This window comes from Formivibrio citricus, from assembly GCF_900115065.1.
Lineage (GTDB): Bacteria > Pseudomonadota > Gammaproteobacteria > Burkholderiales > Chitinibacteraceae > Formivibrio > Formivibrio citricus.
Window position 1 is genome coordinate 1 of sequence record NZ_FOVE01000018.1, and the last position, 21,037, is coordinate 21,037.

The following is a 21,037-nucleotide window of genomic DNA, read 5'->3' on the forward strand; positions in this document are numbered from 1 at the left end:
TTCCTGCAATATTTTCGAAACAAACCCGCTAAGCCTTTGAATTATCAGTAACTGGTTTTTCGCGCTCCCGCATACTGCCTGCTTGCATCACATATTCAAACAGCCGGCATTCCAGCGCACCATTGAACAGAACAGTACGTTTACTGGCTTTGAGGCCAATTTTTTTGGCCAGATCGAGATCGCCGGTAAAGAAATAGGCACGCCATCCTGCGAAACGCTGCTTCAGCACATCACCCCATTGCGGATAGAAAGCAGCCAGTTTTTCTTTTTCATCCAGACGCACGCCATACGGCGGGTTGCACAGCCAGATGCCGGATTCCGCCACTGGCTTGGCGTCGAGTACGTTTAGCTGCTTGAGCAATACCGTATCAATTACTCCCGCCGCCTCCAGATTCGCTTCGGCATGCTTGAGCACCGTGCTCGATACATCACTGCCGTGAATGGCGAAGCACTCCTTGTTTTCCTGCGCGCGCGCGTCGGTGCGCAGCTTGTCCCACTCCGCCGCGTTGTGCATGCGGAATTGCTGGAAAGCAAACGAGCGGCGCATTCCCGGTGCAATGCCGCGCGCCTTGAGTGCAGCCTCGATCAGGAAAGTGCCCGATCCACACATCGGGTCATACAAGGACTGCCCCGGTTGCCAGCCCGTCAGCGCCAGAATACCGGCGGCCAAGTTTTCGCGCAGCGGCGCTTCGCCAGCATCCAGCCGGTAACCGCGCTTGAACAGCGCTTCGCCCGATGTATCCAGATACATCGCCGCCATACGATCCGTCAGGAACAGATGAATACGCATATCCGGCTCGCGCGTATCGACACTGGGGCGAGACCCGGTCTTCAGGCGGAAGCGGTCGCAAATGCCGTCCTTGGTCTTGAGGCCGGCGAATTCCGGACTGCGCAGCGGCGACTTCACCGCCGTGACATTGACCTTGATGGTGTTCTCGACCGCAAAGAGATCGGGCCACTCGATATCGCGCGCCAAGCGATAGATGTCTTCCTCGCTGCGGTACGGTTTTTCTGCGAGTTTCCACAGGATACGGCTAGCGATGCGTGAATGCAGGTTGGCGCGCATCATCGTCCGCATGCCGCCAGAAAATCCGACGCCCCCATCGGTGGGCTGGACATTCTCGGCCTTGAGTTCGGTCAGTTCCTGCGCAAGCACGTTTTCCAAACCGCGCGGGCAAGGGGCGAAGAAATGGAAGAGTTGTTTCATACGGGCTCGCTTATGGGTTGTGGGGCCGGGGCATCGCAGCGCCGACGGGTTTGCAGGATCAACGGCGCCCAGGTTTCGCCGGGACGCTTCTTGCGCGTGGTGAGCGTCAGTTCGGACGGCGCGTAGACGTTGGTATTGTGCGTCAGCGGCGTCGTGATCAGGTACTGCGCCTGCGTGGCTTTCAGGAACGCGCCGACACGGTCGATATTGAAAATGTCCAGATGCGCGAACGGTTCGTCGATGAAGACGAAGCCGGACGGATTGCTTTCATCCATCATCAATCCGATCAGCAGGATCAGCGACTTCATGACCTGCTGGCCGCCGGAGGCTTCGCCGTCGTTCATGCCCATCATGCCCTTCTGGTCGAAGTCGAAGCGCGCGACCAAACCAGCCTGCGCCAGCGTCGTGTCGTCGTTTTCCAGATGCGGCATGTCGGTTTCGACACCGATGCCGGCAAGCTCCCCGAGATGCTTGAGGTTCTTGCCGTAGGCGCGCACGGTCGCCTTGAGTTTGTTGATGTAGGCGGAGCGCGCATCATCGGTCAGCTCGGCGGTGCGCTCGACCTCGATGCGGTGACTCTGCACATCGCGCTCCAGCCCTGCGTAATCGGCGATCAATTTGTCGCGCCGCAGGATGATCGTCGAGTCGGTTTCCCAATCACCGCTCTCCAGCGTCGCGCTCTGGCGCTCGATCATGTGCTGCACTTCTCGCACCGTACCATATTGCTCGCGCAGCGCGCGCAACCCGGCCGGATCGGCTTGCGCGGCAGGCAGGCTGCGCTTCATATCGCGCAGTTCGCGGATGCGGCGACTCTGCTCGGCGCGCTGCTCGGTCAACTGTGCGATCAGCCCGGAGACTTCCTGATCGAGGCGGCGGCGTTCGGCTTCGACCAGCACGAACGCTTCGCGCGCCTGCATGTATGCGCGGCTGGCTTCGTCGCGCGCGGTTTGCGCCGCGGCCAGTGCCGCGCCGGTTTCCTGCGCCAGCCGTTTCTCTTCCGGGAAACGTTCTGCGGCCGCGGTGAATTCTTCCTGGCGCGAGGCAAGCTGCACCACCGCCTGCATGCCCATCAGTTGCTGCTGGATGCCTGCGATTTCGCGCATCAGATTTTGCTGCTCGGTCTCGCGCTCCAGGATATCCGAGTTCAACTCGCGCAAGCGACGGGCAATCTCGTTCAGGCGCGATTTGCGCGCGGCTTCGCCGAACGCAAAGTCTCCGGCCTTGACCGAAATATCGCGCCCGCCGCGCCGCTCCTTGTGGAAACCTTCCGGCGTAATCCAGTCCGAATCGAGTTTCGACCCGGCTTCGATCGACTTAACCCGCTGCGTGCGGTTGAGCAGCGCAATCAGCCATCCCGGCGCATCGCCCTTGAAGTCGACAACTTCCAGTACGCTTCCTTTTGCGGCCTTTTCCACCGGTTCACGATCCGGAACGATGAAGTGGCGATATTTCAAGCGCTGGCCGATTTCCCAGGCACGGCGCTTGTCGGTCACGCGCGCCAGCAAAACGATATGACGGAACGGCGCGAGCAGCGCTTCGACCGCCTCCTGCCAAGCCGGATCACGTACTTCTACGATTTCGGTCAACAGTTGATGCGGGATGCCGGCTTCGTCGAGCGCGGCACGCATCTGGCTGACGAAAACCGGGTTGGGTTGCTGGCCGGATTGCAGTACAAATTGCGCTTCGGCCAGTTGCTGACGCTCGTCCTTGTCGGCCTTGATGGCTTCGCGCAGCGCGGTTTCCTTGCCGCGCAGCGCGCCCATGCGGTCGGACAAGGCCACGGCATCGGCGCCGTGTTCGCTCGCAGCGAGTTCGCGCAAGCGCTCGGCGTCCTTGAGGGTTTTCTCGGTATCGCCCGCAGCACGATTGGCATCGACAAACAGCCGATAAGCGGCGTCGCAATCGATCCGCGTCTGTTCCTCGTTCTGGCGCGCAGCCTGCTGGGCAGCTTCCTGTGCGCGGTAACGCGCATCGAGCGCATCAAGTTCATCCTGTTTCAGGCGCAACGATTTGCGTGCGCCGCGAAACTGGTTGATATAGCCCGCGAGACTGCCCCACTGATCGACGTATTTCAGTGCCGGAACGATCTCGTTCGCGAGCCGATCGGTATCCGCCTTCAGCGCCTGCCATTCCAGATAGCGGTTGGCGCGTGCGCGCAATGCCTCGACATCGTGACCGAGCTGCGACAGCTGCGCGGTCATGCGCTCCAGTTCGCCTTCGGCTTCTTTCAGCCGAAGCTTGGCTTCGGCGTAGTTGTCGAGCACCTGTTTGTCGCCGAAGACCTGAAACACCAGATCGAGCAGCGCTTTCGGACTGTATTCGCACAGCTTGTCGGTATCGCCCTGCTCCAGCGCCAGCACTTCGGCAATCGCCGGCGTCAGCCCGGCCTGCTCCAGCCGGCGCTTGTATTCGTTCACGCCAAGCCACTGCACGGCGTTTTCGGTTTCCTCGGTCAGCGCCACATTGCCTTCAGCAATCGCATACTGGCGCATCCAATCGCCGCCCTGGCGGCGAATGCGGCAGAACAGCGTGATTTCCGGCGTGGTCGCCGGGAAGAACAGGTAAGGGAACAGCCCGCCGCCCGGCCGCTTCGGGTTGCTGACCACACCGCGCAGCCAGGCGAAGTTCTCGCGGTTGTTGCGCACATAGCGCTTGTAATCGCGTCGGCCGGAACACTTGAGTGCCAGCAGCGTACGCAACGCGTCAAGCAGCGTGGTTTTGCCCGAGCCGTTCGGCCCGACAATGGTGACGATCTGGGCATCAAGCGGCGTCTTGATCGCCTGCCAGAAATCCCAGTGGATCATTTCCAGTTCACGGATTTGGAACATTCACTAACCCTTTACCACAGAGACACAGAGGCACAGAGGCACAGAGTAAAAACGGAAAGGCCACAGTTATTCATTGTCGGCCTCCTCATCCTGCACCACCTCGACATTCAGCTTCAACACTTCGGCCAACGCGCCGTCGATGATGCGCGGCGCGAGTTTGCCGTAGTCGAGCATCAGATCCAGCAGCGGGCCCTCATGAATCATCTTGTTTTTGCGCACGACAAAGCCAAGCCGGGCGAGCTGCCCCAGATTCGCACCGAAGCGCATCTTGCCGCCCAGCTTCTTGCCGAAATCGGCGTAAACCGCATCCTCCGGTACGCCAGGCGCAACTTCCTCGCCATGCGCGATCGGCTTGGCGGCGCCGAACATGTCGCCTTGCGAATCGCCGACCGTTTCCGAACGCGCAATCTGGCGTTCACGCTTGGGCAGGATGATGAGCGCCCACAGCACGACCAGCAACGCGATGGCATCGCGCGGCAAGCCCATATTGTTCGACAGCCAGTTCTCGCCTTCGCCGAACACCCAGTCGTTCAGCTCGGGCTGCAGGCCGATGGCAATGTATTCGGCGTAAGGGTTCTCGAGCAGCACCAGCCCCATTTCGTCGAGCTTGGTTTCGAGCGTTTCACGGAACGATTCATCGACCAGCGCGCGCCGGGCGAGCGGGTCGCTGCGCGGGATAAAGCGATGCGCCAGCAGGCGCGCCAGCAGGATTTGTTGGGATTGATTCATGCCAACCTCTTCGTTCAGTTCTTTTGCAATCGGCCACGGGTGATCGCGGCGACTTCCGGGTGATCGGGATAATCGAGCGCATCCTCGGTTTCCAGGCGCAGCGGCAAGCGCACCAGATCGGCAACGACACTGGTTTCGGTGGCCGCATCGGCATCGCCGAGCAGCGCCAGCAGCGACAATCGGTAGGCGGTCTGGTTATAGGTATCGGCCAGTACCACATCGGTCAGCGCCGTTTCGCCGACGAGTTGCGCAAGCTCTTCATGCAGCGCTTCGGCCTCAAGCAAGCGCTCGACCTCAAGTTCGCTCGTCACAGGCGCGGCATCGCTCGCCGGCAAGGTCGAAGCATGCTGCTCTGGCCGGTCGCGCTCGACCAGCTCGAATTCGGCGACATCGAGCATTTCATCAGAAGTCACGAACAGCGGCTCGGGGTGGAAGCTCAGCAGGTCGCGGCCGAGATCGGACAAGGCCTCCTGCGTCAGCCCGCGCAACCAGTCAGCGACATTGGTGGAGGTCAGCCCGGACTGCCCGAGGTGCACGCGCTGCGCAGCCAGCTCGGACAGACGGCGCTGGAATACGCCCGTCAGGCGCAACATCCGGCTCTGGGCATAGGCAATCGCTTGTGCCTGATTCAGCGTAACCAGATCGAGCGAATCGTCCTCCAGGATCATGCGCATGACATCGGTACCTTTTTGCACCCACAGCCAGACACTTTCGAGCTTTTGCTGCGCACCGCGAATCTGGAATTCGGACTGCGATTCGAGAGCATCCTCGAACGTGCGGTGCAGTTCGTTCAGCCGCGCCAACAGGTGTTGCAGCGTTTCGGCCGAAACGCGCCCCATTGCCTGTCCGGCAGCCACCTGCGCGGTCAGGTAGCCAAGCTCGGCATCGCCCTCGGCGAACTGGATCAGGGTCGAGAGCGCGGCCAGCGCCACGCGCCCGCTTTCGGCCAGATCGTAGAGCTGTTCGTCGCTGTCCCAAACCAGCAAACCATTGTCGCGAAGGCGCTTCAATACCGTGTCGAGCTTGACCGGATTGATGTAAGCAAAGTGTGTCTGCAATTCCTGCGGCGACCAGCGCGGCGCTTCGGCGCGTGCGCCGATTTCCCGCAGGATCAGGAGGCGAACCAGTACCTCGTCCTCGCCGCCGCGGAACAGCGTGATAAAGGCGTCGAGGAACGGCCGGGCGCGCAGCAGACTGGCTACGCCGCCAAGTTCAAGCGGGTTGAAACCGGGCCGGAAAAAATCGTCAAGAAACGAGTCGTTTTGCATCGGTTCAAAAAGAAAAAAGCCAAGCCCGGATTATCGCAGGACTTGGCATGTCACAGGAAAGCCGGACTGACTGCTTAGTCAGCGGCCTCCGGGGCGGAGTCGTCAAGCAATTCGGCACGTGCCTGCGCCAATTCAGCCTCAGCCGCCTGCTTGGCCAGCTCGGCTTCTTCGCGCAGCCGGGCACGCATCGTATCCAGATAGTCCTGGATTGCGTAAGTCAGCTTCTGGCACCCCTCGCCGGTCAGGCCGGCGATGGCGAACCAGCGCGGCGCAGCCGGATCGAACGGCGCATACGGATCGTGTTCTTTCACGCCTTCCCAGCCGTAGGCTTTGAGGAAGGCTTCAACGCGGTCGGCGCGCTCTTCTTCGGGGATCAGGTCGAGTTTGTTGAGCACCAGCCAGCGCGGTTTGTTGTAAAGCTCTTCGTCGTACTTGCGCAGCTCTTCGACGATGGCACGCGCCTCACGCACCGGATCGGTTTCCGGATCGAACGGCGCGAGGTCGACCAGATGCAGCAGGATGCCGGTACGCTGCAAGTGCTTGAGGAAGCGATGGCCCAAGCCCGCGCCTTCAGCGGCGCCTTCGATCAAGCCCGGAATATCGGCGATCACGAAGCTGCGATTGGAATCGATGCGCACCACACCAAGATTCGGATGCAGCGTGGTGAACGGATAATCCGCGACCTTTGGCTTTGCGGCCGAAACGGCGCGGATGAAAGTCGATTTGCCGGCATTGGGCATGCCCAAGAGACCGACATCGGCCAGCACCTTGAGTTCGAGCCGCAGCTCGCGGCGTTCGCCTTCTTCGCCCGGCGTGGTCTGGCGCGGCGCGCGGTTGACCGATGATTTGAAATGCAGGTTGCCCAAGCCCCCCTTGCCGCCCTTGGCCACAAGCTCGCGCTGGCCGTCGGCCACCAGATCGGCGACGATTTCTTCGGTTTCGGCATCGACCAGCACCGTGCCGACCGGCATGCGCAGCTCGATATCGTCACCGCCGTGTCCGTAACGATCACGCCCCTGGCCGCCTTCGCCATCCTGCGCCTTGTATTTGCGCACGAAACGGTATTCGACCAGCGTGTTCACATTCTGGTCGGCCACCACCCAGACGCTGCCGCCCCGGCCGCCGTCGCCGCCATCCGGCCCGCCTTTGGGGATATATTTTTCCCGGCGCATGCTGGCCGAGCCGTTGCCGCCCTTGCCGGCGATCACTTCAATCCGGGCTTCGTCGATAAATTTCATGAGCGTTAAGACCTTTTTTCACCACGAAGAACACCAAGGACACAAAGAAAAACGGAAGATTCCGACAGTATTCCCGATTCCAGGAATATCTTCCCGAAATATGCTCTTTGGTTTTTCTTTGTGAACTTCTTTGATTTGAATTCAACAAGAAAAAAAGCCCCATCCGCAAGGACAGGGCTTGAACAAAGCTTCGCTCAGCTTACGCCGGAACGATCACTTCGCCTTCGTACGGCAGAACCACCACGGTACGACGCTTTTGCGCGCCCTTCACTGTGTATTGCACGTAGCCATCGACCAGCGCGAACAGGGTGTGGTCCTTGCCCATGCCGACGTTGTTGCCCGGATGGAATTCGGTGCCGCGCTGACGCACGATGATGGAACCGGCGTTGATCAGTTCGCCGCCGTAAACCTTGATACCAAGACGTTTCGAGTGGGAGTCGCGACCGTTACGGGAACTACCACCAGCTTTTTTGTGTGCCATGTCAAAAGCTCCTCGTGATTACTTGACGATTTCGTCAATACGGATTTCGGTGTAGTTCTGGCGATGGCCTTGACGCTTTTGATAGTGCTTGCGACGACGCATCTTGAAGATGCGAACCTTTTCGCCACGACCGTGGGAAACCACGGTTGCCTTGATGGAGGCGCCAGCCACCAAAGGGGCACCAATTGCCACAGCGTCACCATCTGCCACCATCAATACTTCATTCAGTACGATCTGGCTGTCGACGTCTGCAGTAATCTGTTCTACTTTAAGTTTTTCGCCGACGACAACTTTGTACTGCTTGCCACCGGTTTTTACGACTGCATACATAACAAGCTCCAATTAAATTCAGAGTCACCCGATGCGCCTGCGCACGCAGCGCAAACGCTCAAACCCCGCAAAAAATGCGGAGAGCCCGCGATGCTACGCCCAACACCCAGTCGAGTCAAGCACTTATCCGTCAACGCCCGCCATCCGGGCGACGGAATGAGATTTTCTGCTAATATGCCGCAACATCGGATGGTTAACTGAATAATGAATCTGGGGCAAAAACCCGTGTCGGCCGAGTTTGTCAGAACGCTTCTCGCAACAGAAATGCAGGCTGTGGACGGCCTGATCCGCAGCAGCCTGCACTCCACCGTACCGCTGGTCGATCAGATCGCCGAGTACATCATCAGCGCCGGCGGCAAACGCCTGCGCCCGCAAGTGGTCCTGCTTTCCGCTCTCGCGCTGGGCTACCGCGGCAACCAGCACCGTGAGCTGGCAGCCGTGATCGAATTCATCCATACCGCCACACTGCTGCACGACGACGTCGTCGACGAATCGGAATTGCGCCGCGGCCGCAAAACTGCCAACGCCCTGTTCGGCAACGCCGCAAGCGTGCTGGTCGGCGACTTCCTCTACAGCCGCGCCTTCCAGATGATGGCCGCCTGCAACTCGATGCGCGTCATGCAGGCGCTGGCCGACGCCACCAACGTCATCGCCGAGGGCGAAGTCCTGCAGCTGATGAACATCGGCAATACCGACATCGATGAAGCGGGCTACCTCAAGGTCATCCGCTACAAAACCGCCAAGCTGTTCGAAGCCGCTGCCCGCCTGGGCGCCATCCTGTGCGATGCGCCACAGGAAACGGAAACCGGCCTGGCCAATTACGGCTTGCACCTTGGCGCTGCCTTCCAGATCATCGACGATGTTCTCGACTACAACGGCAACATCGACGAAACAGGAAAAAACGTCGGCGACGACCTGGCGGAAGGCAAAGCCACCCTGCCGCTGATTCACGTCATGCGCGAAGGAACGCCGGAACAGGCCGCCGTGGTTCGCGCCGCACTGGAGCAGGCCGACCGCTCGCTTCTGCCTCAGGTTCTTGCTGCTGTCGGCCAATCGGGGGCCTTGGACTACGCGCGAGGGGTTGCCCGCGGCGAGGCGGCGCTGGCCATCCGCAGCCTGGAGAGCCTGCCCGACTCCCCGTTCAGCCAAGCGCTGCGCGCCTTGCCAGAACTGGCAATCAAGCGCACCGGTTAGACTTGACAGGCCATACAACAGTGTGGATAATCCGCGCTTCACTTCGACGGGGTGTAGCTTAGCCTGGTAGAGCGCTACGTTCGGGACGTAGAGGCCGGAGGTTCGAATCCTCTCACCCCGACCAGGATTACGAAAAGCCAAGAGCGTTGCTCTTGGCTTTTTTCATTTCCGTCCGGGACAACCTTGATTCTCCGCTTTACGGCCCCGCCAGAAGGTCGAGTTCACGCCGGAGCGCGGGATAATCCGTTTTGGCATTGTGGCGCCGGTCTACCGGAATACGTGACAGGATCACAATCCGGTCAATGCCGGCCCATGACAGGGTTTTCTCCAACGGCCCCGGCTCCACCCCCTGCTTCAGCTCCAGCACCAAAAGCCGTTTGCCTCGATGGCTGACGAATGCCGCGCGGGCGATATCGGGATCATTGGCCAATGCCGCCTCGACACTGAGCGGATAGAGGGTCTGTTCGCCCTCACCGAGGCGGGCACTACAACGCCCCGTCAGCCACAAGCGCCCGGCCTCGTCGAGCCAGCCGGAATCACCGGTGCGGTGCCAAATCTTGTTCCCGATCCGGAATTTGGTTTCCATATCGCCCAGCCCCCCCAGATAGCCTTGCGAAACGTGTGGGCCGCTCACGACAACTTCGCCGATCTTCCCCGCGGGCAAAACAAGTGTGGCCATGTCTGTTTCGGAAAACGGCCCCAACGGTTGTCCCCACCTGTCTTGCAGGATCGCCAGTCCAATCTCCTGAAGTGGCTGGCCGGCTGGCAGTCCTGCGCCTTGGGCAATCGCTCGACGGTCTGTTTCGCAAATTTCGTCGAGATGGATCAACGCAATGGGTTCTGCCTCGGTCGAGCCATAGAGCGCGGCCACGCGGGCCTGCGGGGCAATTTGCGCCGCTTTCTGCATGACAGGCAGGAATACTGGCGCACCACCCATGAAGATGACCTGCAAGGAATCCAGTGTCTGGTGGCCAGACAAGCAATGCTCGGCCAGTCTTTCGACCAATGCCGGCGAAGCCAGCAGGCTTTCCGCCTTCCAGTGGCGGATGACGGAGGCAATGTGCGCCGGGTCCAGCGCGGCCGGATGGCGCAGGTCGCCTTCCGGGATCAGGCTGGTGACGCCATGAGCCAGGTTGGCCATGACCAACGCGGGCATGGTCGCCAGATTGATGTTGCCGGGGCGCAGCGCCAAATGGCGGATCAGGATTTGCTGGGTTTCCAGCAGCAGGCGGTGGCTGCGCAACAGCCCCTTGGGGGCGCCGGTGCTGCCGCTGGTGAACGTGAGCATCGCCGGTTCATCTTCCAGCCCGCTCTCGGCGTGGGCGATGGGCGGCAAACTGCCGGCATGCTCAAGAGAAATCGCTCCAGGAAACCAGCCCTGCGCGACAAACACGGTCTTGATGGTGCGCAGCGTTGGCTGCAGCCAGCGGAACAGGCAGGCTTTTGGGGTGCCCACCAATGCTTTCAGCGGCAATACCCCGCGGCAACGTTCGAGTTGCGCGGCCGCCTGTTCCGGATCAATAAAAACCGGAACGGCTCCCAACCGGAGCGCGGCAGCGATAACGGCATACAATTCTGCCGACATGGGGATGAGAATCACGACACCATCGCCACGCCCGATCCCGGCTTGGGCAAACAAGGTGGCGATTTGCGCGGAGTGGCCGCACAAATCGGCAAACGAGGTGATGTGTTCAGCGCCCAAACGTCCGTCGATGATCGCGGCTGCGTCGGGAGTGCGTTGGGCGGCCTCATCGAGCAGCGAGACAAGATTCACAGGTGCCTCGCATACAGCGCATAGCGGCGAAAATCGCGCATCAGGCCACGATTGATCTGGCGCGACGGGTTGTCCTCATGCATCAGGGCATGGATGGTGCGCCGCATACCCTGGCTCTGCGCGATGCGATTGATCCGCGCCAGCATCACCGCGGCCAAGCCCTTGCCACGATGCGCCTCCAGCGTCGCCAGGCTTTTGATGATGACCGTATCCACGGGCTGGCCACGTTGCGCCTGCAACAGATTGGGCAGCGCCATGCAGAAGCCCACCGGTGTGCCTTGCCATTCGGCGATCTGGATCAATTCCGGGCGGATCCGGGATAAAAGCGGGGCATACATTCCCAGAAATTCCGCTTTGCCAATCGGGCTGTAAAGAAAATTGTCCTTGAAGCTTTCACAGGAAAGCTGCCAAAGCCGATCCAGTTCAGCATCGATTTCGCCATTTGCAAATGCGCGGAAAACATACCCTTCCTGCTCAAGCCGCATCTGCAAGGCGCTGCAATCCTGGCAACGGGCGTTGTCTTCGCTGATCGAGGAGTAATAATGGGCCAGCGGCTGAAAACCTGCGGACTCGAAATACTGCGGCCAGTCATCCGGGTTATCCGGCTCAAGCAGGAAAGGCGGCTCATCGCCACGCTCAGTCAGCAGCCGATAGCGGCGCCAAGTGCTGCCATCCATGGGGCCGACAGCAAGGCTGCAACCGCATTCCGCCAGCACGCGGCAGGCTTCTTCCAGAAGCGCCGATCCGGCAATACTGTCTTGCGCGGCATAATGCCCGACCAGCCCCAAGCGCTCGGAACCGTGTTCGGGCACTTGGCACCACCATACCGAGGCTCGCGCTCGCAATCCGCCTTGTTCCTGGCACATCAACAGGCGGTCCGGCGCATGCAGCCGCACGCTGGCAGGAGTCAGTTCCGACAGCCCCTTCAGACTGCAAAACAGTTCGAGATCGGCCTGCTCAGGAGAAAAAATAGCCATCATGATGCCCCTCCTGTTATCGGGATGAGGGCCGGCGCAAAAGCCAGCAATGAACACAGTGTGGTGATGAGGGCCTGACGCAGCCAGCGGACACCGTCCACCGGATACAGCTCAATATTCGGCTGAAGAAGCGCGAACAGGATCGTGGAAGCCACCACCGCCAGCGTCGCAGCAGCAAGGCTGCCCAATGCCGCCAAGGTCACCCCCTGAAACAGCAAAATGGACGGCACCAGAAGCAAAGCGCCCTTGAGGCAACTCCAGGCCATGCTGGCCTGCATCGGGGATTGCGGCCGCGCATTGCGCTGGCGCACCAGCGCAATGATGGCCAAATCCGAGCCGTAAATGGCGGCATAGGCGGCGAAAATCATGGGGTTCTGGTAATGCCAGAACAGCAGCAGCCAGATGATGCTGCCAAACAGATTCGCCAGCGCTACCGGAAAATTCAAGCGCCGCACGAGATTCACCGGCGTATAGCGCGTGACGCTGGTATAGACGGTGATCAGGATGAGCGCGGGCACCACCCATTGCCACCCGGCAATGGCCCAGGCGACATAGCCCCACAGGGAAACGCCGAACAGGCCGTCGTCGGCCAAGGTAGTTCGTTTGCGCCAGAAGCGGATGAACAGCGACAAACCGATCAGAAACCCCAGATGCAGGAGCAACTCCGGCGCATCCAGATTCCGGAACGAACGCAGCAGAACGTAGCTGAACAACGGGATGATCAGGTTATCCAGCCCCCACCAAGCCGCCGCTTCGGCCATCATGACCATGAGCCCGATATTGACGCCGATCAGCAGGCACGCCAGGCGAGGCGTATCGGTAAACAGCAGCACCGGCACATGCACGCAGAAAAAGGCTGCCACAAAAAACGCCAGCGAGCCCTCTATGCTCTTGCGCCCCCCGCTCACGCTGTAGAACAACTTGCCATATTCCTTGCCAATCAACGCGGCAAAGGCATCGGCAACCGCCAGAACCAGCAACGGCACGCCGTAGAGCAAGGGGGTATGGCGGGCCAGAAAGAACAGCAGCAACAAACTCAGGATGAAGCAGAATTCACCGACCGTATTGCGCTGCACCGCGGCCAGCACCTGCCCGGGGCCGTCCCTCAGAATGGGCACGGTCCGCAACAGGGAGAACAAAACAATATTGGCGCCTCCCAGAATCATGACCGGAACCAGATCGGAAAACAGCCAGGGAAGCGGAAGGGCAAGCAAGCCTCCACCCAGGTGAAACATCTTGCGAACCAGTTCCGGATGCGGATTGAACCGCACCTGCCAGGTACGCAAGGCAGCGAACATCAACAGGACGCCGGCCAGCATGGCGGGAATCGCAAACCATGGATCAAGGTTAACGGCCGTCATGACAAGGCCTCGACATGCAGTGTGCGATAGAACGCAGCCCGGTTTTGCGCGAGCAATTCCGCGGCAAGGCCGTCAAGCGGACGAAACCGCTGGCGCAGGCATTCCGGCGCGGTGCGCGGCACCATCATGTTCCAGTAGGCCAGACGCCCTCCGCTTCGCCCGGCGCGTGCGATTTGTGCGAAAGCGGCTTCAGTTGCAGACGAAGACAAGTATTCGAAAATGTCCGAGAGATTGAAGCGATCGATGCTGGCTTCTCCTAGCTCGGCAACCGTGGATTCCAGCGAGGCCACGCGCCATTCCAGTTTGTCGAGCTGGCTGCGGATCAGTTCGAAATTCTCCGGTCGCAAGGCATGCGGCAGCGCATCGGTGTAGCGGCCGAACACGACCCATTGAAAGTAGGGATTCTGCACCGGGTCGAGGTCGGTCAGGGCATGCCTGATCCGCTCCATCGTTTCCCCGGCGAGATCGCCCTGCGCGTAGCGGAAAAATTCCGGATCCCGCCCCAGCCGGCCCATGACCGGGCGGGAGAGAAAGACGCGCAACAGCCAGCGCCACCGCCGGTTGGCCCACACGTCGCGATAAAACTGCTCCCGCGCGGCTTGGCTCCTGGGCTGAAACAGGGCGGCGATTTCGCTGGGGCTGTGGATCAACGGCAGCACGTAGCGACGAAACAGGGCGAAATAGCGTTCGAACTTGCCCGCCGAGCCGATCCCCGCTGCGATAACGGCTGGACGCCGATCCCAGAACTCGCAAGTTTGCGGCCCGAGCTGCGGGCGCAGGGCCTGATAGAGCCGCAGACGGCGCTCGCTTGGGAGCGCGCCAATCAATTCCAGTAACTCCGGATGATCGAGCTGGCGAAACGCAGCGCACTTGAGCTCCACGCAGGCAATCTGTGCCGGGGAAAGATCAACCGCAACGACCCGCGCAGGCCGGCACGTGAGCAGCGACAGGCTGTTTTCACCACCCGAGGCAATCGACAGACAGACATCACCCGGTTGCACGTCGAGCGCGGCCAGCAACACATCCGCATCTTCCCAGCACATCGCGTAGCGGATGATGGACAAGTCCACTCTTTCGGTTTCGCTGCGCACCGTACTCATGGCCCACCCTCCGGAGCGGGAATGCGCACCACCGTACCCCGGCTGCCATCCATCTCGACCCAGTCGCCATCCCGCAACCAGCGGGTCACGCCGGGAATGGCAACAATGGTAGGCAGCCCGAGCTCGCGGGCGACAATGGCGGAATGGGAAAGCAGGCTGCCCCGCTCCACGAGCAGGCCGGACGCGGAGGGGAAGACCATCACCCAGCCCGGATCGGTTCGTTCGGCAACGATGATCTCGCCAAGCTTGACCGTGGACTGGCGCGGATCGCGAATCACGCGCACCGGGCCGCGCACGATCCCCGGACAGCAACCGGTTCCGCTGCAACGATCACCTTCCGGCAAGACGGCCGCCTGCTGTTCCGGACTGAAGCTGTGACCACGATAGAGAATGCCGCGGGTTTCGAAGCGCTCGGACGGGGCGGCCGCTTGCGCATGGGCATCGAATTCGCGCTGCCGCACGGCCACCAATCCGGCCAGATCGGCGGTGGTGGCGCGCCCTTCGACAAAGCCGAGCAATTCGTCCCATTCCAGGTAGAACACATCCCGGGCTTGCGCGAGACAGCCAAGCGCAGCCAACCGCTTGCCGAGCTCCACGGTAATCATGCGCGCCCGGCCGAATACCCGCGTGCGCTCGAAACGCAGGTTTTCCCGTGTTCGCACCCGCAAGCGGGTATGGGCAAGCACCCAATTGAAAACCAGACGGCGCAACGGATGTCCGGCCAAGGCGGCATTGACCTGCGCTTCGGCCTGTTGGCGCAAGCCTGTTTCGACGTCTGGCGCGGCTGTCGGCCGCCCCGCCTGAATGCCGAGAGCATACTGGCCAATTGAGCGCAGCAGCGGCGAGGGATCGTCATGCAGGGTCGGGCTTTCAAGCTTGAGTTCTTCCATGCAGCGCTCGCCAAAGCGCGCCAGGTAACCATCCAATTCACGCGCGAATTCCGGGTATTTCGCGACCACTGAAGGCAAAGCACCACTAGCCTCGCTCAGGGTTTCGACCAGTCCAGGCTCTGTTGCAGCCATTTCCGCCATGCGCCGAACCAGCCGCGCGGGCTCGGCGCTGATCATGGCCTGATCTGCGCAGAGCAGGTTGTTCTGCAATGTGCCAGTCGTATCGCCCACCCAGCTGCTGACCAGACGACGCAACACGCCGTAAAAAATCATCGTGGCAAAGTCGTTGATGATCGGGGCGTCCCAGTGCGTCAGAAGTTGCTGCTCCAGACGCCGGCAATAGGCGACCAGCTCGTCCGGGCGCAGGCGCGAGAGATCGGGCCGCTCATGACCCAGCGCCGACTCCAGTCGCAGATAAAACCGCTGGATGCGACCCCCGAGCCCGGCATAGGCCAACAGCAAGTTCAATAAAGCCCCGGCCAAGCGCAAGGCATCGACCAGGCGGTTACCCTGCTCGGCCTTGGCTACCTCGGCAGCCAATTCATCGCCCAGACTTTCGCGCACGCCCATCATCTGTTCCATGAAACGGCGATTGAAGCGGTAACCGGGCAGGATGGCGACCAGGCGGTACCAGTTGAACAGGTTGTAGTACACCCGCCCGCGGATCAGCCCCAGCATGCAACCGAACATGTCGCTGCGTTCCTCGATCCGGGATTGCGGCACCCCCATCAGGCGACAGAATTCACGGTAGACGTATTCGTAAGCGCGGCGAGCAAAAGAAAAGGTCAGCGGCGTGGTCATGCCGCTATAACTCTCGATGATGTTCGAGTTGTCCCAGATCGCGCGTCGGCCGTCCGGATCGGGAAGCTGCTCCAGCCCGGTAATCGGCCGGCTCTGCAGCAGGTATAGCCGTTCGCCGTCCATGGTCCACTCGATATCCTGTGGCCGGCCGAAGTGGCGTTCGGCAGCCATGGCGAGGCGGGCGACCTGCAAGATCCCCGCATCCTCAAGACAAGGCTCGCGCGCCTGGCTGGCAGGTAACGACACGCGGCGGAAGCCGGCCGGATCGCTTGCATCGGCTTGCTGGATGATGTCCTTGGCTGCGATTGCGCGCTCAATAATGGTATCGCCAGCGCCTACCCGCCACGTGTCGCCCGTGGCCTCACCGGAAACCAGCGCATTGCCCAAGCCTGGCAGGGCCCCGACCACGACCACACCGCGTCGGCCGCTGACCGGGTCGGCACTGAACGCCACGCCGGAAACCTCTCCCGTCACCATGCGCTGCACCAGCACGGCCGGCACATCGGGCAAGGCCGTCAATCCGGCTTGCCGGCGGTAGGCAACGATGCGCTCGCTGAACCCCGAGCGCCACACGGCGACAACCTGTTCGGCAACGGATTCGGCGTCAACATTGATGAAGCTTTCCAGTTGTCCTGCAAAGGAATGCGCCGCGCTGTCTTCTTCCTGCGCGGAGGAACGTACCGCGAACCGGGCATTCGCGCCCCCCAGCAGGGCGCATGCCTGATCGATCGCATCGCGTACTTCGTCCGAAAATGTGAATGCAGCCAAAACCGTCCGCATTGTTTCTGCAGTGGGGACGCTCGCCAGGGTTTCGGCCTGTTCGACAGAGAGGCAGGATTTGAAGCTGTGCGGCAATACTGCGAACCAGTCCGGAATCGGCAACCCGGCCCGCATCAGCTCGGCCAGTGCGCGCCCCTTGCCGCCGAGCGGGGTATCGACCTGCACTTGTACAGGCCACAGCACACATGTTTTGCCGGTTGTCACGTACCGCCCTTTCAGTAGAAAGACCCCAAGCCCAGGCCCAGAAACAGGATCAGCGTCCACAGCCCGGAGAGGCGATTGAAACGTGTGCCGCCCCCCTGCCCCGAACTGCGCAAAAATGCGACTGCGCCCAACATGGCAAACAGCAGCACCGCTCCCAACAAGGTGGCGACGAATGTTGCCGACTGGATGCGCAAAGCAGCGAGCACGGCAAACGCGCTGCCCGTGATCATGAAGCCCAGCCATGCGGCCAGCGCCCGGTGCGCGCCCCAGAGGGCCGTGTAGGTTTCTACGCCTTCTTCTTCGTCAACCGGCGCACGGATCTTGCGCCCCACCTCGATCACACAGAACGCGAAATAGCTCGCGGCCAGCAGGCCGGCCAGATCTGGCATCTTCATCCCCTGAGGCAGCCAGTGGCAAGCGGCAACATAGGTGGCAATCATCGGCACGATGAGGATGTGACTCAGCATGTAGACCAGCGGATGGGCCTTGAGCCAGTCGCGGATAAAAAATTCCACCCCCATCAGCCCGGAATAAAGCCAAACGGCCAGCAACCCCGCCAACAAGCGCGCATCCAGCAGCAGGGCTACGCCCACCTGTACGGCAGCCGCCATGAACCACAGGCGGCGCAACGAAGCCAGCGAGATCAGCCCGCGCGGAACGGGGCGGTAGGGGCGCCAGCGGGCGTCTTCTTCGAAATCCTTGAATTCGTCGAGAATGCGCAACTGCAAGATCATCAGAAAGGCGGTAACGAAGGCGACGACAAAAACCATTGCGCCCGGCTTTTGGGCAGGCATCGCCACCCTAGCGGCATAGCTCAAGACTCCGAAACAAAAGGCTGCGATCAAGAGGCCATGCTGCAGCGGCGGAAAACGCTCGGAGAAATACGTGTGCCAGCGCCAGAAAAAACCATCCGGATTGGCGGGTGTCGTGGCAGGCTTCATGGCTGCTTGCCCCGGGCAAGCTTGGCATGGGCGCGCGTGAATTCACCGGCACAGATAGCGCCGATGATCGAGATCTCGCCTGCCAGACACAAACTCGCGGCGACTTCTGCCAGCGCCTGGGCATGACTTGGCCCCGCCAAACCGAGTATTTCCAGACAGGCCCGCTGGCTGGGCAGGCTGGTGCCGCCCCCCACGCTACCGACGATCAGGTTCGGCAGCGTGACCGCCACATACAGGGCCCCTTCCGGGGTCGCTTCCATCCGGGTCGTGCCAATCGCGGCCTCTGCCACGCAGGCCGCATCCTGGCCGCAGGCGATGAACAGCCCCGCCAGACCATTGGCAAAGTGCCCCTGAATACCCACAGTTCCCGACATGATCCCGCCCATTGTGGCAAGCCGCCCGTACTCGACCATGCGCTCGACCGAGGTGTGCAAGCCCTCGCGCACCAGTTCGGCCGGCAAAACCACTTCGGCCGTGACTTTCTTGCCGCGCACCCCTTGCAGCGATTGGGCGCTCGCTTTTTTGTCACCTGAGAAGTTGGCCTCGATAAAGGCCGAGAGAGGTTTGACCGGTGCCTGTTCCAGCACCCAGCGCATGGCCGCATCCGTCGCGATGGTGGCCATGTTTTGCCCGGAAGCATCGCCGGTGGAATAGCTCAGGATAAGGTAGAGGTGATTGCCTTCGACACTGACCTGCAAGTCGATCAATTTGCCGAAACGGGTGGTGCTTTCTGCGATGCGCTTGATGTCATCCTGACGGGAAAGCACCCAGCCCAGAAATTGCCCCAGTTCTTCAAAGCTGGTGAACGTGAATGCGGGGGCGCGCGAAACGCCTTCGTTGAGCAAGGCTGCCGTAGCACCGCCAGCCCTGGAAATCAGTATCGAGCCGCGATTGTAGGAGGCGACCAATGCCGCCTCGCTCGTTGCCAGCGGCACGTAAAAATCGCCCTGCGCATACAGGCCATTGACGCGCAGCGGGCCGGCAATGCCCACCGGCAGTTTGACGGTACCGATGAAATTTTCGATGTGCTGGAGATAGCGCCCGATCTGCTGCCTGGTGTGCGAATCGAGCAGTTCGGCGCACGTAGCCTCCGGCAGGCCAAGCACTTGCCAGCGGCGCTCCAGTACTTCTTGGGAAATGAGGGTTCCGCCGGGGATGTGGGGTGGCAGGCCGTCAGGCTTGGGCTTCAGGCGTTGCGCCCATTTCTCCATCCCGCCTTCTGTCAGCAGGGCGGCAAACCGCTCGGAAGCGTGACGGCTGCCAACGGTCATGGCGACTCCCTTTCCGGATTGATTGGGTTTAGGCTCCCAATCTCGGGGGTTAACCCGTCCTTTCAGGCTAGATCATGCCGACCGTTTGGCAACCTGGGCAGGTGCCTTGGAACCAGTTCTCGCTCTGTTGCGAGAAGCCGTCAGCGGGGTGAAGCGCTGCGCAAAAACCGGAGTGTACAAGCAGTACATGAGGATTTTGAGCAGCGCATGAGCCCCGATCACGGTTTCGCAGCAAGAGCGCGAAAGGTTCTTAAATCCCCAGCTTTTCCTTCCAGCGCGCGATCTGCAGCTTCACTTGGCGCGGAGCCGTGCCACCGACATGGTCACGGCTGGCCAGCGAGCCTTGCGGCGTCAGCACGGGCAATACATCGGCTTCGATCAAAGGCGAGAAGGTGGCCAGCTCCACGAGTTGCAGCTCGGCCAAGTCCTTCTTTTCTTCCTCGGCATAGCGCACGGCGCGGGCGACGATTTCGTGGGCGTCGCGGAACGGCAGGCCCTTCTTCACCAGATAATCGGCGAGATCGGTGGCTGTGGCGAAGCCCTGGCGCACGGCGCGGGCCATGGCATCGGGCTTGACCGTCACGCCACGCATCATGTCGGCGTAGATGCGCAGGGTGTCGGTGAGCGTGTCGACGGTGTCGAACAGCGGCTCCTTGTCTTCCTGGTTGTCCTTGTTGTAGGCCAGCGGCTGGCTCTTCATCAGTGTGAGCAAACTGATCAGCGCACCATTGACGCGGCCGGTCTTGCCGCGCACCAACTCGGGTACGTCCGGGTTCTTCTTTTGCGGCATGATCGACGAGCCGGTGCAGAAGCGGTCGGCAATGTCGATGAAGCCGAAGCGCGGACTCATCCACAACACCAGCTCTTCAGACAGGCGCGAGAGGTGCGTCATGGCCAGCGCGCTGGCGGCGGTGAATTCGATGGCAAAATCGCGGTCGGACACGGCATCGAGCGAGTTTTCGCAGACGCCGTCGAAGCCCAGCAATTCGGCGGTCAAATGACGGTCGATCGGGTAGGTGGTCCCGGCCAGCGCAGCGGCACCCAGCGGCAGGCGGTTGACGCGCTTGCGGGCATCGGCCAGACGCTCGGCATCGCGGCCGAGCATCTCGACATAGGCCAGCATGTGGTGGCCGAAGGTGATCGGCTGCGCGACCTGCAGGTGGGTGAAGCCCGGCATCACGGTTTCGGCGTGCTTTTCCGCGAGTTGCAACAGGCTGGCTTGCAGTTCGCGCACGAGGCCCAGAATCACGTCGATGGCGCCGCGCAGATAGAGGCGGATGTCGGTCGCAACCTGGTCGTTGCGGCTGCGCCCGGTATGCAGGCGCTTGCCGGCGTCGCCAACCTTTTCGGTCAGTCGACGCTCGATGTTCATGTGCACGTCTTCGAGATCGATACTCCATTCGAAGCTGCCGTTGCGGATGTCGTCGAGAATCTCCGCCATGCCGCGCTGGATGGCGGCCAAGTCTTCGGCGGACAGCACGCCCACCTTGTTGAGCATGGCGGCATGAGCCAGCGAGCCCTGAATGTCGACCTCGGCCATGCGGCAATCGAACGTCACCGAGGCCGTATAGCGTTTGACGAGCTCACTCACCGGCTCGCTGAAGCGGCCAGACCAGGTTTTGTTGTCGGAATTCATCGAGAATCACCCGGGGAAATTAGATAA

16 protein-coding genes and 1 tRNA gene are annotated in these 21,037 nt (G+C 61.2%); 2 read left to right on the forward strand and 15 right to left on the reverse strand.

The features are described 5' to 3' along the window. Positions 1–28: 28 nt before the first annotated feature. The 7 genes from BMZ36_RS11465 to rplU form a co-directional block, all read right to left on the reverse strand. The gene (locus BMZ36_RS11465; protein WP_091196500.1) at positions 29–1,207 is read right to left on the reverse strand and encodes a THUMP domain-containing class I SAM-dependent RNA methyltransferase; all 1,179 of its coding nucleotides are present in this window, start codon (positions 1,205–1,207) and stop codon (positions 29–31) included. Beyond that, positions 1,204–4,035, reverse strand: a complete 2,832-nt coding sequence (locus BMZ36_RS11470) for an AAA family ATPase (RefSeq protein ID WP_091196503.1) — start codon at positions 4,033–4,035, stop codon at positions 1,204–1,206. Before BMZ36_RS11470 ends, BMZ36_RS11465 begins: the two co-directional genes overlap by 4 nt. A gap of 66 nt (positions 4,036–4,101) precedes the next feature. After that, the gene (locus tag BMZ36_RS11475; RefSeq protein ID WP_091196506.1) at positions 4,102–4,764 is read right to left on the reverse strand and encodes a hypothetical protein; all 663 of its coding nucleotides are present in this window, start codon (positions 4,762–4,764) and stop codon (positions 4,102–4,104) included. A 14-nt stretch (positions 4,765–4,778) separates the two neighbouring features. Continuing rightward, entirely contained in the window at positions 4,779–6,032 is a 1,254-nt protein-coding gene (locus BMZ36_RS11480) for a hypothetical protein (protein WP_091196511.1), read from the reverse strand. Between the two features lie 74 nt (positions 6,033–6,106). Next, a complete protein-coding gene (gene obgE, locus BMZ36_RS11485) occupies positions 6,107–7,270 on the reverse strand; it encodes a GTPase ObgE (RefSeq protein ID WP_091196515.1) in 1,164 nt (387 codons plus the stop codon). Between the two features lie 199 nt (positions 7,271–7,469). Next, positions 7,470–7,751 carry a 50S ribosomal protein L27 gene (gene rpmA, locus BMZ36_RS11490; protein WP_091196520.1) on the reverse strand — a complete coding sequence of 94 codons (282 nt, stop codon included), beginning with the start codon at positions 7,749–7,751 and terminating at the stop codon, positions 7,470–7,472. Between the two features lie 18 nt (positions 7,752–7,769). After that, positions 7,770–8,081 carry a 50S ribosomal protein L21 gene (gene rplU / locus BMZ36_RS11495; protein WP_091196524.1) on the reverse strand — a complete coding sequence of 104 codons (312 nt, stop codon included), beginning with the start codon at positions 8,079–8,081 and terminating at the stop codon, positions 7,770–7,772. A 204-nt stretch (positions 8,082–8,285) separates the two neighbouring features. On the opposite strand from rplU, the gene ispB reads away from it, so the two are divergent. Beyond that, positions 8,286–9,275 carry an octaprenyl diphosphate synthase gene (ispB, locus tag BMZ36_RS11500; protein WP_091196527.1) on the forward strand — a complete coding sequence of 330 codons (990 nt, stop codon included), beginning with the start codon at positions 8,286–8,288 and terminating at the stop codon, positions 9,273–9,275. A 47-nt stretch (positions 9,276–9,322) separates the two neighbouring features. Further along, positions 9,323–9,399, forward strand: a tRNA-Pro gene (locus tag BMZ36_RS11505). Between the two features lie 72 nt (positions 9,400–9,471). Here BMZ36_RS11505 and BMZ36_RS11510 read toward each other — a convergent pair. The 8 genes from BMZ36_RS11510 to argH form a co-directional block, all read right to left on the reverse strand. Beyond that, on the reverse strand, positions 9,472–11,049 hold the full coding sequence (locus tag BMZ36_RS11510; protein WP_091196530.1) for an AMP-binding protein: 1,578 nt from the start codon (positions 11,047–11,049) through the stop codon (positions 9,472–9,474). Beyond that, entirely contained in the window at positions 11,046–12,029 is a 984-nt protein-coding gene (locus tag BMZ36_RS11515; RefSeq protein ID WP_091196536.1) for a GNAT family N-acetyltransferase, read from the reverse strand. Before BMZ36_RS11515 ends, BMZ36_RS11510 begins: the two co-directional genes overlap by 4 nt. Continuing rightward, positions 12,026–13,387, reverse strand: a complete 1,362-nt coding sequence (locus BMZ36_RS11520) for a diacylglycerol/polyprenol kinase family protein (RefSeq protein WP_143086045.1) — start codon at positions 13,385–13,387, stop codon at positions 12,026–12,028. The genes BMZ36_RS11515 and BMZ36_RS11520 overlap by 4 nt, the downstream gene beginning before the upstream one ends. Further along, positions 13,384–14,487, reverse strand: a complete 1,104-nt coding sequence (locus BMZ36_RS11525) for a BtaA family protein (RefSeq protein WP_091196543.1) — start codon at positions 14,485–14,487, stop codon at positions 13,384–13,386. The genes BMZ36_RS11520 and BMZ36_RS11525 overlap by 4 nt, the downstream gene beginning before the upstream one ends. Next, positions 14,484–17,141 carry a PEP/pyruvate-binding domain-containing protein gene (locus BMZ36_RS11530; protein ID WP_218142719.1) on the reverse strand — a complete coding sequence of 886 codons (2,658 nt, stop codon included), beginning with the start codon at positions 17,139–17,141 and terminating at the stop codon, positions 14,484–14,486. Before BMZ36_RS11530 ends, BMZ36_RS11525 begins: the two co-directional genes overlap by 4 nt. Positions 17,142–17,173: 32 nt before the next feature. After that, on the reverse strand, positions 17,174–18,103 hold the full coding sequence (locus BMZ36_RS11535) for a UbiA family prenyltransferase (RefSeq protein ID WP_091196546.1): 930 nt from the start codon (positions 18,101–18,103) through the stop codon (positions 17,174–17,176). Beyond that, the gene (locus BMZ36_RS11540) at positions 18,100–19,374 is read right to left on the reverse strand and encodes a hydroxymethylglutaryl-CoA reductase (protein ID WP_091196550.1); all 1,275 of its coding nucleotides are present in this window, start codon (positions 19,372–19,374) and stop codon (positions 18,100–18,102) included. The genes BMZ36_RS11535 and BMZ36_RS11540 overlap by 4 nt, the downstream gene beginning before the upstream one ends. Before the next feature lie 250 nt (positions 19,375–19,624). Continuing rightward, positions 19,625–21,010, reverse strand: a complete 1,386-nt coding sequence (argH, locus tag BMZ36_RS11545) for an argininosuccinate lyase (protein ID WP_091196554.1) — start codon at positions 21,008–21,010, stop codon at positions 19,625–19,627. Positions 21,011–21,037 lie beyond the last annotated feature (27 nt).

Excerpts from the sequence above, each read along its gene's own strand:
- BMZ36_RS11515 (WP_091196536.1), bottom strand. The coding sequence starts at position 12,029 with ATGATGGCTATTTTTTCTCCTGAGCAGGCCGATCTCGAACTGTTTTGC.
- ispB (WP_091196527.1), top strand. The coding sequence starts at position 8,286 with ATGAATCTGGGGCAAAAACCCGTGTCGGCCGAGTTTGTCAGAACGCTT.
- BMZ36_RS11470 (WP_091196503.1), bottom strand. The coding sequence starts at position 4,035 with ATGTTCCAAATCCGTGAACTGGAAATGATCCACTGGGATTTCTGGCAG.
- BMZ36_RS11540 (WP_091196550.1), bottom strand. The coding sequence starts at position 19,374 with ATGACCGTTGGCAGCCGTCACGCTTCCGAGCGGTTTGCCGCCCTGCTG.
- obgE (WP_091196515.1), bottom strand. The coding sequence starts at position 7,270 with ATGAAATTTATCGACGAAGCCCGGATTGAAGTGATCGCCGGCAAGGGC.
- argH (WP_091196554.1), bottom strand. The coding sequence starts at position 21,010 with ATGAATTCCGACAACAAAACCTGGTCTGGCCGCTTCAGCGAGCCGGTG.
- BMZ36_RS11535 (WP_091196546.1), bottom strand. The coding sequence starts at position 18,103 with ATGAAGCCTGCCACGACACCCGCCAATCCGGATGGTTTTTTCTGGCGC.
- rpmA (WP_091196520.1), bottom strand. The coding sequence starts at position 7,751 with ATGGCACACAAAAAAGCTGGTGGTAGTTCCCGTAACGGTCGCGACTCC.
- BMZ36_RS11465 (WP_091196500.1), bottom strand. The coding sequence starts at position 1,207 with ATGAAACAACTCTTCCATTTCTTCGCCCCTTGCCCGCGCGGTTTGGAA.
- BMZ36_RS11475 (WP_091196506.1), bottom strand. The coding sequence starts at position 4,764 with ATGAATCAATCCCAACAAATCCTGCTGGCGCGCCTGCTGGCGCATCGC.
- BMZ36_RS11480 (WP_091196511.1), bottom strand. The coding sequence starts at position 6,032 with ATGCAAAACGACTCGTTTCTTGACGATTTTTTCCGGCCCGGTTTCAAC.
- BMZ36_RS11525 (WP_091196543.1), bottom strand. The coding sequence starts at position 14,487 with ATGAGTACGGTGCGCAGCGAAACCGAAAGAGTGGACTTGTCCATCATC.
- BMZ36_RS11520 (WP_143086045.1), bottom strand. The coding sequence starts at position 13,387 with ATGACGGCCGTTAACCTTGATCCATGGTTTGCGATTCCCGCCATGCTG.
- rplU (WP_091196524.1), bottom strand. The coding sequence starts at position 8,081 with ATGTATGCAGTCGTAAAAACCGGTGGCAAGCAGTACAAAGTTGTCGTC.